5 protein-coding genes are annotated in these 16636 nt (G+C 74.8%); 2 read left to right on the forward strand and 3 right to left on the reverse strand.

The window, feature by feature from the left end:
- Positions 1-84 precede the first annotated feature (84 nt).
- Both AC156L_RS21430 and AC156L_RS21435 read left to right on the forward strand, forming a co-directional pair.
- Positions 85-1272, forward strand: a complete 1188-nt coding sequence (locus AC156L_RS21430) for an MFS transporter (RefSeq protein ID WP_330878954.1) — start codon at positions 85-87, stop codon at positions 1270-1272.
- Positions 1269-11531 carry an amino acid adenylation domain-containing protein gene (locus tag AC156L_RS21435; protein ID WP_484407197.1) on the forward strand — a complete coding sequence of 3421 codons (10263 nt, stop codon included), beginning with the start codon at positions 1269-1271 and terminating at the stop codon, positions 11529-11531. Before AC156L_RS21430 ends, AC156L_RS21435 begins: the two co-directional genes overlap by 4 nt.
- A gap of 46 nt (positions 11532-11577) precedes the next feature.
- Here AC156L_RS21435 and AC156L_RS21440 read toward each other — a convergent pair whose 3' ends face one another.
- From AC156L_RS21440 to AC156L_RS21450, 3 genes are all read right to left on the reverse strand, one after another.
- On the reverse strand, positions 11578-13107 hold the full coding sequence (locus AC156L_RS21440; RefSeq protein ID WP_484407199.1) for a trypsin-like serine protease: 1530 nt from the start codon (positions 13105-13107) through the stop codon (positions 11578-11580).
- A 384-nt stretch (positions 13108-13491) separates the two neighbouring features.
- Positions 13492-14484, reverse strand: a complete 993-nt coding sequence (locus tag AC156L_RS21445) for a phosphotransferase enzyme family protein (RefSeq protein ID WP_330878951.1) — start codon at positions 14482-14484, stop codon at positions 13492-13494.
- Between the two features lie 62 nt (positions 14485-14546).
- Positions 14547-16595, reverse strand: a complete 2049-nt coding sequence (locus tag AC156L_RS21450; protein ID WP_330878950.1) for a PhoX family protein — start codon at positions 16593-16595, stop codon at positions 14547-14549.
- Positions 16596-16636: the final 41 nt, after the last annotated feature.

Consider the following 16636-nt stretch of genomic DNA (forward strand, 5'->3'; position numbering starts at 1 on the left):
GGACCGGAACGCAGGTGAAGAGACCCGTCGTGCTACCTGGTGACCAGACCCCGCGATGTCCCGAGACGGCACCGGGGTAGGACGGTGCGCTCGTTCGTCTTCTTCACCACCGCCTACTCGCTGTCGGTCTTCGGCACCTACCTCAACCTGATCGTCCTGAGCCTGTTCACCTTCCAGCTCACCGACAGCGCGCTCGGCACCGGTGCGGCCCTGGCTCTGCGGGTGCTGTCCGGGTTCGTCAGCGGAGTGCCCGCCGGGCGGCTGGCGGGGCGGGCGGACCGGTGGCTGATGATCGGCGCCGACCTCGCGCGGGCCGCGGCCGTGGTCGCCTTGCTGCTGTGGCCGGGCATTCCCGCCCTCGTGGTGGCGTGCGTGGTCCTCGGCGCGGGGAACACGGTGTTCACCGTCGCGCTCCGCAGCGCCGTCCCGGACCTGGTGGGCCAGGAGAACAGGACGCGGGCCAACGGCTACCTGGTGACGGGCCGGGCCGTGGCCACCGTGCTGGGCCTGGCGTCGGCGGGCACGATCATCCCGGTCGGCGGCTTCCAGGCCGCGTTCGCCATCACCGCCGCGTCGTTCCTCTGCTGCGCCGCGGCGGTGGCCCTGCTGCCCCGGCGGGCCAGGGAGGTCACCTCCGCCGACACGACCCCGCCCGCCCTGCGGCACCGGTTCGCGCTGGGCTGGGTCGTCGTCTGCCTGCTGGTGCTGCGCGCGGCCGACGCGCTCGGCTCCGCGTCGCACAACGTGGCGCTTCCGCTGTACGCCGAGCAGAACGGCGCGGTGGCGTTCATGAGCTACTTCATGACCGCGTGGGCGGTCGGCACCCTCTGCGCCCACCCCCTGGTGACCCGGTGGGTCAAGCGCCGCGGTGCACCGCCGTCCGAGCGGGCGTTCGCGGTGGGAACCTGCCTGATGTCCGTGTCGTTCGTCGTCGCGTTCACCGGGGTGCCGACACCGGTCGTGGTCGTCGCCGCGGCCGTCGCCGGCCTGGCCGACGGGTTCACCGAGATCTGTTACGTCTCACGGTTCCAGGCCATGCCCGAGCACCAGCGCGGTAGGTTGTTCGGGTTGTCCGCGAGCGTGGAGGCCGCCGGTTTCGCCGCCGGGACGGTGGCCGCCGGTTTCCTGCTGGGGGCGCTGCCGGTACCGGTGGCGGTCGGGCTGCTCCACGGTGCCACCTGCGTCGCCGCCGCGGCGTTCCTGCTGCTGTTCACCCTGCGCGGCAACCGTTCTGCACTCGACTCGAACCGCACCCAAGGGACAAACCATTGAGGACGAACCCACCGCGCGCGCTGAGCCACGGCGCCCCTCTGGAGCTGACCGACGACGACCCGCGCGACGCGGTCGAGGCTCTTGTGCGGGCTGCCGAGGGGTTTCCGGGTTCGGGAGTCCGAACCCCCGGCGGGCTGCTGACCTACGCGCGGCTGCTGGCACGGGCCAGGCGGCTGCTGACCGGCCTGCGGGAGGCTGGACTGGAGGCGGGCCACCACGTCGTCCTGCACGGTCTGCCGCCCGAGGACTTCTTCCCCGCCTTCTGGGCGTGCGTGCTCGGCGGCGTCGTGCCGGTCGCCATCACCGAACCCGCGTCGAGCGGAGCGGCGCTCGACCGCGTGCGCGGCACGTGGCGCCTGCTCGACGAGCCGCTGGTTCTCACCGACGCGGCGGGCGCGGCGGCGCTGCGCAGGCTCGGCGGACCACCGGGCGTCGACATCGCGCGGTGGGAGGACGGTCCGCCCGCGGCCGACCTGCACCGACCGGACGAGACCGACGTGGCGCTGCTGATCCTGTCCTCGGGGAGCACCGGAACGCCGAAGGCGGCCCGGCTGACCCACCGCGCGCTGGCGGAGTTCGCCGCGGGCACCCGGCGGGAGATGGACCTGCGGCCCGGCGACGTCACCCTGAACTGGCTGCCGGTCGACCACAGCGGCGCTTTCCTGCTCTACCACGTGCTCCCGGTGTTCACGGGGTGCACCAACGTGCACCTGCCGACCGGGTCCGTGGTGGCGGATCCCCTGTCCTGGCTGGACGAGCTGGCCGAACACCGGGTCAACCACTGCTGGTCGCCCACGTTCGGCCTCCAGCTCGTGGCCGACGAGCTGGCCCGCGCGCCGGACCGGTCCTGGGACCTCTCGGCGATCCGGACCCTGTTCTGCGGCGGTGAGCAGGTCCTCGTGCCCGTCGTGCGGCGGTTCCTGGACGCCACGGCGGCGTTCGGCGTGCGGCCCGAGGCGCTCATGCCGGTGTGGGGCATGGCGGAGACCACGACCGCGATCACGCTGGGGCGCTGGACCTCTCCCGGCAGCGTCCGGCACGTGGCCAGGTCCAGCCTGCGCGGCGAGCTGCGGTGGGTCGAGCCCGACGACCCGGACGGCACCGCGTTCGTCGCGGTCGGGCGGCCCGCGCCCGGTGCCGCGCTCCGGGTGGTGGACGCGGAGGGGGAGGTGCTGCCCGAGCGCTGGATCGGCGCGCTCCAGGTGCGCTCGAACCGGGTGACCGCCGGGTACGCCAACAACGCCGCGGCGACCGGGGCCGCGCTGCCGGACGGGACGTGGCTGCGCACCGGCGACCTGGCGTTCCTGGTCGACGGCGAGCTGGTGATCACCGGCCGGGAGCAGGACGTGATCGTCCTCAACGGACAGAACGTGCCCGCTCACGAGGTCGAGGAGGTGGCGGGCGCGGTCGACGGCGTGCCGGTGGGCGGGGTCGGCGCCCGCGGGATCCCGAACCCGAGCACCGGGACCGACGACCTGGTCGTGTTCTTCGAGGCCGTGGCACCCGACCCGGACGAGGTCGGCAGGCGGATCAGGGAAGCCGTGTTCACCAGGCTGCGGCTGACCGCGGCGCGCGTGGTCGCCGTCCCGGCGGGCGAGTTCCCCCGCACACCCAGCGGCAAGGTGCGCCGAGCCGCGCTGCGCGACCGGCCGGACGTCCCCGACGCCGTCGGTGCGGAGGAGCGGGTGGGTGCGCCGGTCGCGTCGGCGGTGGTGGTGGAGCAGTCGACCGTCGCGGCTGTGGTGGCGGACCCGGCCGGGCGTGTGCCGGAAGAGGTGGAGTCCGCTCCGCGTTCGGTTGACGTGGCGGCGGTCGTCCGCGACGCCGTCGGTGCGGACGCGGATCCGCACACGCCGTTCTACGAGCTGGGGTTGACGTCGGTGCACCTCCTCCAGCTGCGCAAGCGCGTGGAGGAGCGGCTCGGCACACCGGTCGCGACGACGGCGGTGTTCGAGCACCCGACCGTCGCGGCTCTGACGGCGCACCTGGTCGGGCGCCTGTCCGAGGACGTCGAACCCGCTCCGCGCCCGCCCGCGCTACCGGCGGACGGCGGGCCGGACAACCGGATCGCCATCGTCGGGATGGCGGCCCGCTTCCCCGACGCGCCCGACGTCGACCGGTTCTGGGCCAACCTCCGCGACGGGGTGGACAGCGTCCGGGTGTTCGGCCCCGCCGCGGACCCGGCGGTCGTGCCGGTGGGTGGTGTCCTGGCGGACGTGGACTCGTTCGACGCGGACTTCTTCGGCGTGAGCCCGCGCGAGGCCGCGTTCACCGAGGCCGCGCACCGGCTGTTCCTGGAGTGCGCCCACCAGGCGTTGGAGCACGGCGGGTACGCCGGACCGGCGCGCCCCGGCACCCGGATCGGCGTGTACGCCGGTACCGGCATGAACCTCTACGGCCACCAGGACCGGATGGACCCGGAGGCGACCGCGGTCGCCGACGTGCCCAGCGCCATGCAGGCGACCATCGGGGGCGAGCCCGACTTCCTGGCCACCAGGGTCGCCTACCGGCTGGGGCTCACCGGGCCCGCGATCGGGGTGCAGACCGCGTGCTCGACGTCGCTGGTGGCCGTGCACCTGGCGGTGCAGGCGCTGCTGAGCGGCGACGCCGACCTGGCGCTGGCGGGCGCCGCGGCCGTGCGGACCCCCCAGGACTCGGGGTACCGGCACTTCCCCGGCTCGATCCTGTCCCCGACCGGGCGCTGCCGGACCTTCGACGCCGACGCGGACGGCACGGTGGGCGGCAACGGCGTGGCGGCCGTGCTGCTCAAGAGGCTCGACCGGGCCCTCGCAGACGGGGACACCGTGCACGCCGTGATCCTGGGAACGGCCGTGAACAACGACGGCACGGCGAAGGCCGGGTTCACCGCGCCCAGCGTGTCCGGCCAGGCCGCCGTGATCCGGCAGGCGCTGGCGCGGGCCGGGGTCGACGCGGGCACCGTGTCCTACGTCGAGGCCCACGGCACCGGGACGCCGGTCGGCGACCCCATCGAGTTCGAGGCCCTGTCGCAGGCCTTCGCCTCCGCCCGCACCGGGTCCTGCGCGCTCGGGTCGGTGAAGCCGAACATCGGCCACCTCGACAGCTGCGCGGGCATGGCCGGGCTGATCAAGACCGTGCTGATGCTGGAGCACCGGGAACTGGTGCCGACCATCAACCTCAGCCGCCCCAACCCCGCGCTGCGGCTCGACGGCAGCCCGTTCGTGCTCGCCACCGAGCGCCGACCGTGGACCACCGACGGCACACCCCGCCGCGCGGGGGTCAGCGCGCTCGGCGTGGGCGGCACCAACGCGCACGTCGTCCTGGAGGAGGCGCCGCCCGTTCGCCCGACGCCGGACACCGGCGGGGCGGTCGTGGTGCCGCTGTCCGCGCGCGACCCGCGGGCGCTGGCCGAGACCGCGGAACGGCTGCGGGCCCACCTGGTGGCGCACCCGGACCTGGCGGCGGCCGACGTGGCGACGACGATGGCGCTGGGCAGGCGGCACCTGCCGCTCCGGGCCGCGGTCGTGGGACGGACCACCGCCGACCTGGTGCGGGCGCTGTCGGAGACCCCGCGGGCGGGTGGCGGCGGGCCGCTGGTGTTCGCGTTCAGCGGGCAGGGCGGCCCGGTGGCCGAGAGCGCCGAGCGGCTGCGCCGCGAGTTCCCCGTGACCGCGCCCCTGCTCGACGCCTACACCGGCCCCCTGCTCCAGCCGCGGCTGTTCGTGTACCAGGCCGCGCTGGTCGAGCTGTGGCGGTCGTTCGGCGTGCGGCCGGACACCGTCCTCGGCCACAGCGCGGGGGAACTGGCCGCGCTGCACGCGGCAGGCGTCCTGTCCTTCGAGGACGGTGTGCGGCTGACCTCGGTCCGCGGTGAGCTGATGCAGTCCACCGAACCCGGAGCGATGATCGCGGTCGCCACCGAACCCGCCGTGGCGCGGGAGGTCGCGCGGGACAGCGGGACCGAACTGGCCGCGGTCAACGGGCCCCTGTCCCAGGTGCTCTCGGGCGACCTCCCGGCGATCGAGCGGGCGAAGGCCCTGCTGGAGCGGCGGCAGGTGTCGTGGCGGGTGCTGGACGTCGACCGGGCGTTCCACTCGGCCCTGCTGGACCCCGTCCTGCCCGAGTACCGCAGGCACGCCGAGAAGGTCGACCTGCGACCGCCGCGCATCCCCGTGGTCAACGGCCTGGACGGGACCATTCTGTCCACTGTGGATGCCGATCACCTCGGCAGGCACGCCCGCCTGCCGGTCCGGTTCGACCTGGCGCTGGCACGGGTGGGCGACGCGGCGCTGGTCGTCGAGATCGGCCCCGGCGACGTGCTCACCCGCCTGGGCAGGCGCACGTCGCCCGGCAGCCGGTGGGCACCGAGCCAGGGCACCCCGGACGCCCTGCCGCTCGCGGTCGCGGAGGCCTACCGCGGCGGCGCGGACGTGGACTGGACCGCGCTCGCCCCCGGCGGGCGGGTCCCGCTGCCGGGCTACCCGCTCGAACGGAGGCCGGTGGCACGCCCCGACGTGAAGCCCGCCCCCAGCGCCGACGGCGGCACCGCGGACGCGGTCCGCGCGCTCACCGCGCGGCACCTGGGGACCGACCCGGCCACCGTCGACCAGGACCGGTCGTTCCTGGAGATGGGCGCCGACTCGCTGGTGCTGATGGCCATGGTCCGCGAACTCGACCAGGGGTTCGGCGTCCGCGTGCCGATGCGCGACCTCTTCGAGGGCACCGACACACCGCGCAAGCTCGCCGCCCTGCTCGGGCCGCGCACGCCGGTGGCGGCGGTCGAACCGCCCGCACCGCCCCCACCACCCGCACCGGTCGTGGTCGAGCCGGAGCGGCACGAGGGGGCGCGGTCCGTCGTCGACCAGCAGCTCGACCTCGCCCGGCACATGGTGGACCAGGTCACGACCCTGATGGCGCGCCAGCTGGAGTTCCTCGGCGGCGACGGGCCGACGTCGGCGCCGCCGCTCCCCGAACGCCCGCGACCGGAACCGCGACCGGAAACGCGACCGGAACCGCGGCCGACGTCCCCGCTCGGCCCGTACGACGCGCCCTACCCGGCAAGCGGTGCCGCGGTCGACTTCAGCCTCTACTTCTTCGGCGACTACCCGGACCAGGCGGGTCACGACAAGTACCGGCTCATCACGGACGCGGCGGTGTTCGCCGACGACCACGACTTCCACGCGGTGTGGTTGCCGGAGCGGCACTTCCACTCCTTCGGTTCGCTGTTCCCGAACCCGTCGGTGCTCGCGGCGGCGCTGGCCGGGCGGACCAGCCGGATCAGGCTGCACGCCGGGTCCGTCGTGCTGCCCCTGCACCACCCCATCCGGGTGGCGGAGGAGTGGTCCGTCGTCGACAACCTGTCCGGCGGCCGGATCGGGCTGTGCTTCGCCAGCGGCTGGCACTCCAGGGACTTCGCGCTCGCCCCGGAGAACTACGGCAGGCACCGCGAGGAGGTGTACACGCGCCTGGACACCGTGCGGCGGCTGTGGTCCGGTGAGAGCGTCGAGGTCACCGGCGGCGACGGCGACCCGGTCGACGTTCGGCTCTACCCCGGCCCGGTGCAGCCGCGACCGCCGATGTCCATCGCCGTGGTCGGCAACCCGGACAGCTACCGCCGCGCCGCGACCGAGGGGCTCGGCGTCGTGACCAACCTGATGTCGCAGACCGTCGAGGAGCTGGCGGCGAACATCGCGCTGTACCGGCGAACGCGCGAGGAGGCGGGGCTGGACCCGGCCGCCGGACGGGTGGTCGTGCTGGTGCACACCTACCTGGGCGACGACCTGGACGCCGTGCGCGCCGAGGCGTTCGAGCCGTTCTGCGGCTACCTGCGCTCGTCGCTGTCGTTGTTCGGCCAGGTCACCAACAGCCTCGGCGTGCGGATCGACCTGGACAACACGGCACCGGAGGACGTCGACTTCCTGCTGGAGCAGGCGTACCAGCGCTACTGCGAGTCGCGGGCGCTGATCGGGACGCTGGACAGCTCCGAGAAGGTGATGGCGGGCCTGCTCGCCGCCGGGGTCGACGAGATCGCGTCGTTCGTCGACTTCGGCGTCCCCGCCGACCGGGTGCTCGCGGGGCTGCCCGCGCTCGACGCCCTCCGCCGCCGGTACAGCGGCGGCGACCGGGCGCTCTCGGCCGCCGAGCGGCGCATCTGGTTCCTGGAGCGGCTGCACCCCGGCACCAGCACGTACAACGAGCCGAAGGCGATCAGGTTCGACGGCGTGCTCGACCCGGACGCCCTGCGCGGCGCGCTGCGGCGCGTCGTCGAGCGGCAGCCCGCGCTGCGGACGGTCTTCCGCGAGGTCGACGGTGAGCCGAGGGCCGTCGTGCTGGACCGGGTCGACGTGGACGTCCCGGTGGTGGACGTCGCGGGCGCGGACCAGGCCGAGGCGCTCGACGAGGTCCTGCGGACGACCGGGCGCGAGGTGTTCGACCTGGCCGAGGGCCCGCTGCTGCGCGCGACCCTGCTGCGGTTCGCCGCCGACCACCACGTCCTGTTCCTGGTGGCGCACCACATCGTCTTCGACTCGCCGTCCACGGTGGTGGTGACGCGCGAACTGGCCGCGCACTACCGCGCGTGGCCGCGGCAACCGGTCCTGCCGGTCGTCGCCGTGCCCGAGGTCGGCGGGGCCACCGATCCCGAGGCGGACCTCCGGTACTGGTCCGACCTGCTCCGCGACGCCCCGGAGCTGCGGCTGCCCACCGACCGGCCCCGGCCGGCCGTGCGGACGGGCGCGGGGGCGAGCGCGGTCCACGAGCTGGACGCGGAGCTGACCGAGCGGGTGCGGCGGTTCGGCCAGGAGCAGCGCGCGACGGTGTTCACGGTCCTGCTGGGCGCGTTCGCCGTGGTGCTGTCCCGGTTCAGCGGCCAGGACGACTTCGTGCTCGGCACCGGGGTGGCCGGGCGGCCACCGGGTGCCCAGGACACCGTCGGCATGTTCGTGGACACCGTGCCGCTGCGGCTCGACCTGTCCGGCGACCAGGGGTTCGCCGAGTTCGCGCGTGCGCTGAGCCTGTCCACGATGGAGTCCTACGAACACCGCGGTGTGCCGTTCGACCAGCTCGTCCGCGAGCTGAACCCGCGCCGCGACCCCCACCGCAACCCGCTGTTCCAGGTCGCGGTGGAGTACGAGCACGAGGGTTCGGTGGAGTTCGCGCCGCCGAACGTGGCCGCGACGCTGGTGGACCTGCCGAGCGAGCGGGCGCCGCTGGACCTGGTCCTGTACCTGACCCGGCGCGCCGACGGCGTGGGCTGCATCGTCGAGTTCGACACGGACCTGTTCGACCGCGCCACCGTCGACCGGCTGCTGGCGTACTTCGACCACGTGGTGCGGTTGGCGGTGGAGGGCGTCCGACTGTCCGAACTGGACGGACTGGTGGAGGGCGACCGGCTGCTGCTGGAGTCCTGGCAGGGCGCCGAGGTCGAGGACTCCCCGCTGTGCCTGCACCAGGTGGTGGAGGCGCAGGCCGACCGCGTCCCGGACGCGGTCGCGCTGACGGGTCACGACGGGGAGCTGACCTACCGCGAGCTGGACGAGCGCGCCAACGGGATCGCGCACCGGCTGATCGCCTCCGGCGTCGGGCGGGGCGACCTGGTCGGTGTCCACCTGCCCAGGGGACGGGCGCTGGTCGCCGCGGTCCTCGGCGTGCTCAAGGCGGGGGCCGCGTTCGTGCCGCTCGACCCGTCGCTCCCGCCGCGGCGCCTGCGGTTCATGGCCGACGACGCCGCCGTGGCCCTGGTCGTGACCGATCGCGGGCGACCGGTGGTCGAGGGACCGCCGTCGCTGCTCGTCGAGGACGTCGACCCGAGCGCCGAACGCCCCGACCGCGGGGTCGGGCCGGACGACCTGGCCTACTGCCTGTACACCTCGGGGTCGACCGGGCGGCCGAAGGGCGTGCTGGTTCCGCACCGCGGACCGGTGAACCTGGTCCGCTGGCACCTGGCCGAGCGCCCGCCGACGCGCACCCTCCAGTGGGCGTCACCGGCCTTCGACGGCAGCGTGTACGAGGTCTTCACGACCCTCGCGTCCGGTGCCGCGCTCGTGCTCATGCCCGACGAGACCCGGTACGACCCGGCGGCCGTCGCCGACGTGGTCCGCCAGCACGGCGTGGAGCGGTTCACCATGCCGTTCACGGCCCTGCGGCACCTGCTGGAGACCCGCCCGGTGCTGCCGTCGCTCAGGGAGGTCGTGTCGGCGGGCGAGGCGCTCGTCGTCTCGGACGCGGTCCGGGACTTCCTCGCGGGGCACCCCGACTGCGCGCTGCACAACTTCTACGGCCCCACCGAGGCGTCGATCGGGGTCACGACGTGCCGGGTCGACCCGAGCGAGACGCACCCGCCGATCGGCAGGCCCGTCCAGGGCGTCCGCGTCGAGCTGGTGGACGCGCGGGGCCGACCGGTGCCGGTGGGCGCCATCGGGGAGATCCAGCTCGGCGGTGTGTGCGTCGCCGACGGCTACCTCCGGCGGCCCGAGGAGACCGCCGCCGCGTTCGTCGCCCCCGGTCGGTACCGCACCGGCGACCTCGCCCGGTGGCGGGCAGGCGGGACGCTGGAGTTCCACGGCCGCGTCGACGAGCAGGTCAAGATCAGGGGGCTGCGGATCGAACCGGCCGAGGTCCGGCACGTCCTGTCGGGGCTGCCGGGCGTCCGGGAGGCGGCGGTGCTCGTCCGGGACGGGGAACTGGTGGCGTACGTCGCGGGCGACGCCGACCCGGCGGCGCTCACCGACCTGCTCGGCGAGCGGCTGCCGTCCTACCTGGTGCCCCGCCGGTGGGTGCTGGTGGACCGGTTGCCGGTGACCGCCAACGGGAAGCTGGACGAGGCCGAGCTGCCGCCACCCGGCACGGGGGAGGCGCGGGAGTCGGCGCCCACCACGCCCGCGGAGCGGGTGCTGCACGAGCTGTGGTGCGCGGAGCTGGACCGGCGGGAGATCGGTCTGGACGAGTCCTTCTTCGAGCTGGGCGGCCACTCGCTGACGGTCGTCCGGCTGCTCAACCGGGTCAGGGACCGGGTGGGGGCCGAGTGCTCCATGACGGAGTTCTTCCGCGACCCCACCATCCGCGGGATGGCCGCCAGGCTCGACGTGGAGGGGACGGCGCCGCTCACGTCCGCCCAGCGGCGGTTGCGGCGTCGCCACCACGCGCACGCCAACCCCGCGATCTACGCCGGTCTGTCCAGGGTGGACATCGGGGGAGACCTGGACCCGGCACTGCTGCGCGGAGCGCTCGACGAGCTGACCCGCCGCCACTCGGCCCTCCGCACGAGGATCCGCGACGACCGGCAGGAGGTGCTCCGGCCGTTCCCGGTGGACCTCGCGGTGACCGAGCTGGCCGAGGCCGACGTCGACCGCTGGTGCCTCGACCTGGCCGAGCGGGCGTTCGACCTGGGCACGGCACCGCTGTGGCGGGTGGGACTGGCCCGGATCGGCGAACGCCGGTGGGTGCTGGCCGTCGTGGTGCACCACATGGTCTTCGACGGCTGGTCCGCCTCGGTGTTCTGGAACGAGCTGAGCGCGCTCTACGCCGGGGCGGAGCTGCCGCCGCCGTCCGCGCAGTACCCCGACCACGCGAGGGCGGAACAGGAGGCGCTGCGCGACCGGCGGGCGCTGGAGTCGTTCTGGCGCACCGAACTCGCGGGGGCGACCCTGCGTTCCCCGCTGCCGACCGACCGCCCCCGTCCCGCCGTGCTGTCGGGTGCGGGCGCGACCGTGCGCACCTCGGCGTCCGCCGCGGACCTCCGCTCGGCGGCGGCCGGGGCGGGCACGACACCCCACGTGGTCATCGCGCGGGGGTTCGCCGACTGGCTGGCGGCCAGGTCGGGTCAGCCGGACGTCGTCCTGGCCGTGTCCAGCTCGCGCCGGACCCGGTCCGAGCACGAGACGATGATCGGCTACGTCGGGGAAGCGGTGCTGGTCAGGACCAGGCCCGGTGACGACCTCGCGGAGCGCCTGTACGCGGCTCTCGACCACCAGGCCCTCCCGCTGAGCGAGGTGGTCCGGGCGGCCATCCCGCACGAGGCGGACGACCCGTACCCCGCGGTGCTCTTCACGGTGGTGGCCGAACCGCCGGTCGACGTGCGGCTCGGCGGGGCCACCGGCCGCATCCGGGGGCAGGTCGTCCCAGGGCTGGCCCGCACCGAGCTGTACGTGGTGTTCACCCTGGACGGGGACGTCCTCGCGCTCGACGTCGAGTACTCGACGGACCTGTACGACGACTCCACCGCGTCCCGGTGGGCCGCCGAGATCATGGCGGCCGTCGAGGCGGTCACGGCCCGCCGCTGAGCCGACGCCGTTCGCCCGCCCCGGATCCGGGGCGGGCGAACGGGGTTCAGGGCTTGGTCAGCGCGCAGTGCGGCCGGTGCAGGTCCAGCCGCGTCCCGCGACCGAGGCAGGGTGCGATCCGGTCGACCTGCTGGCCGTAGGCGCGGCCCCGCACCGCCGTGGTCGTCCCGTCCGGCGCGACCTCGCAGGGGTTGTCGTCGGTGCACGCCTCGCCCGCGGTGTTGTGGGTGTTGTGCACGCCCACCACGGTGACGCCGTCGGCGGCCAGCAGCGGCGACCCCGACCAGCCCTGTGACGGGGCGCAGTCCGCGTCGGTGGCGTAGCGGATCGAGCCCGCCATCTCGTGCGCGCCCTCCCGCAGGCGGTCGACGACGGCCTCGGCCGTGCAGGTCGAACGGCCGCTCGCGTGCACCAGGGTCAGCGGATCACCCGCGCGCACCGGCCCGGACGTGAGGCGGAAGACCTTCGCGCCCTCGGCCGCCAGCCGCGCGTAGCTCTTGTCCAGCCGGTAGAGCGCGACGTCGGTGCCGGTCATCGTGGCGTACACCAGGCGGGTCGCGCGGGCGGTGGCCCGCGGGTAGCCCTGCGCGTCGGCGATGGAGACCTCGCGGGCGGCGGGCAGGTCGACCAGCGCGCTGCCCGGCGCGGGCCGGTCGCCCTGGACGCAGTGGCCGTTGGTGAGCAGCAGCGCGCCGTTCCACGCCGCCGCGCCCGGCGGGCGGACCACCGAGCCGACGCAGCCGTCCAGGCCGACCGAGCCCTCCACGTCCGGGATCACGTCGTCCGGCGGCACGTCCGTGCCGGAGATGATGCCGTCGATCCAGTCGGTGTGCCTCGTGACGTCGGTGTACAGCACGGGCTCGCCGTCGCCGCTCGGCCCGCTGACCACCCCGGCCAGGACCCGGTCGTCGCCCTCGCGGACCAGCGCGGGCCCGCCGGAATCCATGTTCCGCGCGCCGACGCGGCCGTCCCGGCTGCCGACGCACAGCTCGCCGACGGGCGCCGCTGCCGTGCACGTCGAGATCGGCTGAACCGCGGTGTCCGCCTCGTGCAGCCTGGTGGGGAAGCAGTCGGGGTTCGTGCTGTCCTCGCAGGTCATGCCCCAGCCCAGGATGCGCGCGGGCGTGCCGTCCGCCGGGGTGGTCGAGGCGATCCGCACGGGCTCGGCCCTGACCGGGGTGCGCAGGTGCAGCAGCGCGACGTCCCTGCCCCAGAAGCCGCCCTCGTCGCGGCTGGTGGCCAGCCGGTAGTAGTGGTCGACCTCGGCGACCTCGCCGCCCGAGGTGGTGTCGAGCGACCCGACGCGGACCTTCCAGCCGCGCGGGACGCCCGTCCTGGCGTTCGTGGGGTTCTTGCCGGCGCAGTGGCTCGCGGTCAGGACCCACCGCGGCGCGAGGACCTGCACGCCGCAGCCGTGCCCGTCCGGCCTCGGTGGTTCGGGGTAGGAGGGCTGGAAGGACCCGGCGAACGGGTACGCCGCGGTCGACCCGGTGCCGCCGACGACGGCGAGCGCGGGCGTCGCGCCCAGGACGGAGAAGGCCAGCGCGGTGGCGGCCAGCAGGGTGGTGCTTCGCATGGCCCCACCGTGCTGGGCCGGTGTCCGCGTGAGGCGATGATCAGGTGGTGGTTCGGCAACGGACGCAGGCGGAACCGGAGCAGGACCTCGCTCGACGTCGCGGGGTGGGCGGCCGGTCCGCCCGAGGGTGCCGCCGGGGCGCGGGGCCCGCGACGTCGAGCCCGTCGGGAACGGGACCAAGCGGGTGCCGGGGTCGGTGAGCCCGCCGTGGCGGTGGGCCGCGCTGCCCGCGTGGAGCAGCCGGGGCACCGCTCGGACCGGTCGCGCAGGACGGACTCGCCTGCCCCGCCACGTCGGCCTCCGGTGCCCGACCCCCACCGGCCGCTCGTTGTCCGGCGCCGTGCCGGTGCGCCTGGTCGACGGGGGTGACGTGGCCGCCGGGGATCAGCCCACGCGGTCGAGCAGCGCGCGGAGGTCGTCGCGGCGGGGCAGGCGGGCGAGGTGGTCGCGGGTGCGTTGCTCCGCCGTGCGCCTGGTCGCGGCGTCCGCGTCGGTGTCCAGCGCCAGTTCCGCCTGGCAGTGCACGTAGTTCAGGTGGGTGGCGATCCGCATCCCGAACGACGACAGGCCGCGCAGCCGGGCCGTGCCACCCGCGGCCCGGTACCGCTCCACCAGGCGCGCCGCGCCCGAGGCGTCGACGGTCCCGTCCACGGCGTGCCAGTGCGCGAGCACGAAGCCCAGCTCCCGTTCGGGACTGCCGGTGTCGGTGCCGTCCCAGTCGAGCACGGCGAGTCGTCCCCCGACCACCAGGAGGTTCGACGGCTGCACGTCCAGGTGCAGGAGCTGCTGCGCGTCCGTCGGCGGTTCCGCCGTGATCGCCGCCAGGTCCAGGATCCGAGGCAGGGCGGCCACCAGGTCCGCGGTCCACTCGGCGCCCGCCCGCGCGGCGGCGGCCACCACCGTCGACCAGGCCGCCTCGTCGGGACTGGTGGAGTACCACGGGTCCGGGTCGTTGACGGGAGGAGCGCCCAGCGCGTGCATCCGGCCCAGCGCGTCGCCGACCAGGTCGGGCACCTCGCCCGCGCGGACCGGGGTGCCGTCGAGCCACTCGTAGACGCGCACGAGCTTCCCGTCCAGCTCCGGCGGCAGCCGGACCAGGTAGCCGCCGGAGGTGGACGGGACGTTCGCGGGCGACAGGATTCCGACGTCCGCGGTGAGGTCCCGGAACGTGACCTCGCGGTCCACCTCGGACTCCTGGAGCCCCCACAGGAACTCCTTCACCGCGTAGCGCGCCGCGCCGGTCTCCAGCCGCCACACCACGCCGACGGAACCCCGCCCCGCCGGGACGATGCTGCGGGGGCCTCGCCGTTCGACCGCGAAGTGCGCGCACAGGTGGTCCGCGAACTCCGCGAGCCGGTCGTCGTCCACGGCCGTCATCCCACCACCTCGTGCCGAGCGGGGTGCGGGCCGCGTCCGGGAACGGCGGGGTGGTCCACCGCTCAGCCGCCGATCCGGCCGCGGTCGGCCCGGTAGACGGCGACGACGGCCGGTCGGGGTTGGCTGGTGCCACCACCCGGCCAGTGCGAGGCCGGGTTCTCCACGGTGGCGTCGTCGACCTCGCCGGGGTGCTGCACCGAGACGAGCACGAACCGCTCCGCGACGACCGGTCCGCAGGCCTCCGCGCCGATCGGCACGGTCAGGAACTGCCGGACGTGGCCGCGTTCCGCCCCGTCCAGCGGGGTGGCGAACAGCCCGTCGTTGGAGCCGAGCGCGTTGCCGTCGGTGGTGATCCACAGGTTGCCGTGGCCGTCGAAGGTGACGTTGTCGGGGCAGGAGATCGGGCTGACGTGGGTCTTGTCGTACCCGCCGTAGTAGGTGTCGGCCGCGCTCGGGTCGCCGCACACCAGCAGCAGCCGCCAGGTGAAGCGGGTCGCGGTGTTGTCGGACAGGGCCTCCTCGATCTCCAGCACCTGCCCGTTCCTGTTGCCCACGCGGGGTGACACCTCCGTGGCGCCCTCCCGGCCCGGCTTGCCCCGGTCGGTGTTGTTGGTGAGCGCGGCGTAGACCCTGCGGGTCCGGGGGTGCGGTTCGACGTCCTCGGGGCGGTCCATCCTGGTCGCACCGACCGCGTCCGCCGCCGCGCGCGTGAAGACGTAGACCTCGTCGGCGGAGAACCCCGGCACGAAGGACCTGTCGCCGTGGGCCAGGGGGATCCACTCCCCGCTGCCGTCGAACAGGCCGTCCGACGGCGGCCTGCCCGACCCGTCGACCTCCTCGGCCGGGCTGTCGCCGGTGAACCTGGCGACGTACAGCGTGCCGGAGTCGAGCAGGCGCTTGTTGTGCTGGCGGGCGTGCCTGCTGCGCCCCGGCTTGACGCGGCCGTCGGTGACGAACTTGTACAGGTACTCGAAGCGCTCGTCGTCGCCCATGTACGCGGCCACGCGCCCGTCCCGCGCCACGATCACGTTGGCGCCCTCGTGCTTGAACCGGCCGAGGGCGGTGTGCTTGACGGGCGGCTCGTCGGGCTCGAACGGGTCGACCTCGACGACGTACCCGAACCTGTTGGCCTCGTTGGGTTCCCGCGCCAGGTCGAAGCGCTGGTCGAACAGCTCCCACTGCCGGATGCCCGCTCCGCGGGTGAAGCCGTAGCGGGCGAGCCGCGACCTCGCGACGGGATCGGCGACCGCGTCGGCGTTGGCGAAGGCGATGGTGACGTTCTCCTCGCCGGAGAGCACCGTGCCCCAGGGCGTGAGGCCGCCGGAGCAGTTGCTCTGCGTGCCCAGCACCACCGTGCCCGTCGGGTCGGCCGAGGTCGTCAGGTACGGCGACCCGGCGGCCGGTCCGCGCACCTCGAACGGCGTGGTCAGCGTGATGCGGCGGTTGTGCTCGCCGTCCACCCTCGCGTGGAGCCTGCCGGTGCGGTGGTCGAGTTCCACGAGCACGACGGACATGCCGTGGGCTGCCCAGCCGATCTCCGCCTGCTCGCGGGTCAGGGGCCGCGAGCCCCACTCGCGGAACATCAGCTCCTCGGACGAGTACTCGTGGTTGTTCACCATGAGCCACCGGTCGTCGCACCCCGGAACCGGCACCAGGGCGCAGTAGTCGTTGTTGTACCCGAACTGCGCCGCCTGCGCGGCCGCGGTCTGGTTGTCGAAGTCCCACTCCGGTGCTCCGGGGAGCACCGGGTCGCCCCAGCGGATCAGGACCTCCTGCACGTAGCCCTCCGGGACCACGACGGCGTCCTCGCGGTTGGGGGCGACGGGCTCGAAGTCCACGCCGGGGGCGCACGGGTGCGCGCCGGGCTCGGCAGGCGCGGCGGTGGTGCGGAGCGCCGCGCCACCCGCGACGGCCAGCACCACGCCCGCCCGCAGCAGACCGCGCCGCGACAGGACCCCGCCCGCGACGTCGCCGAAGTACTCGTTGTCCGACCGGTTCGGCTCGTCCCGCGCGCACGCGCTGCCGCACCGGTAGGCGCAGGTCCTCGCCGAGCGGCCGAGCGGGTGGTCGGGCAGCAGCGGGAGACCGGGGTACTGCTTCCCCTGGGACAAGGCGACCTCCGTGCAGTCGTGCCGGGAACAGCCGTGAGCGG

This window comes from Umezawaea sp. (assembly GCF_057122925.1).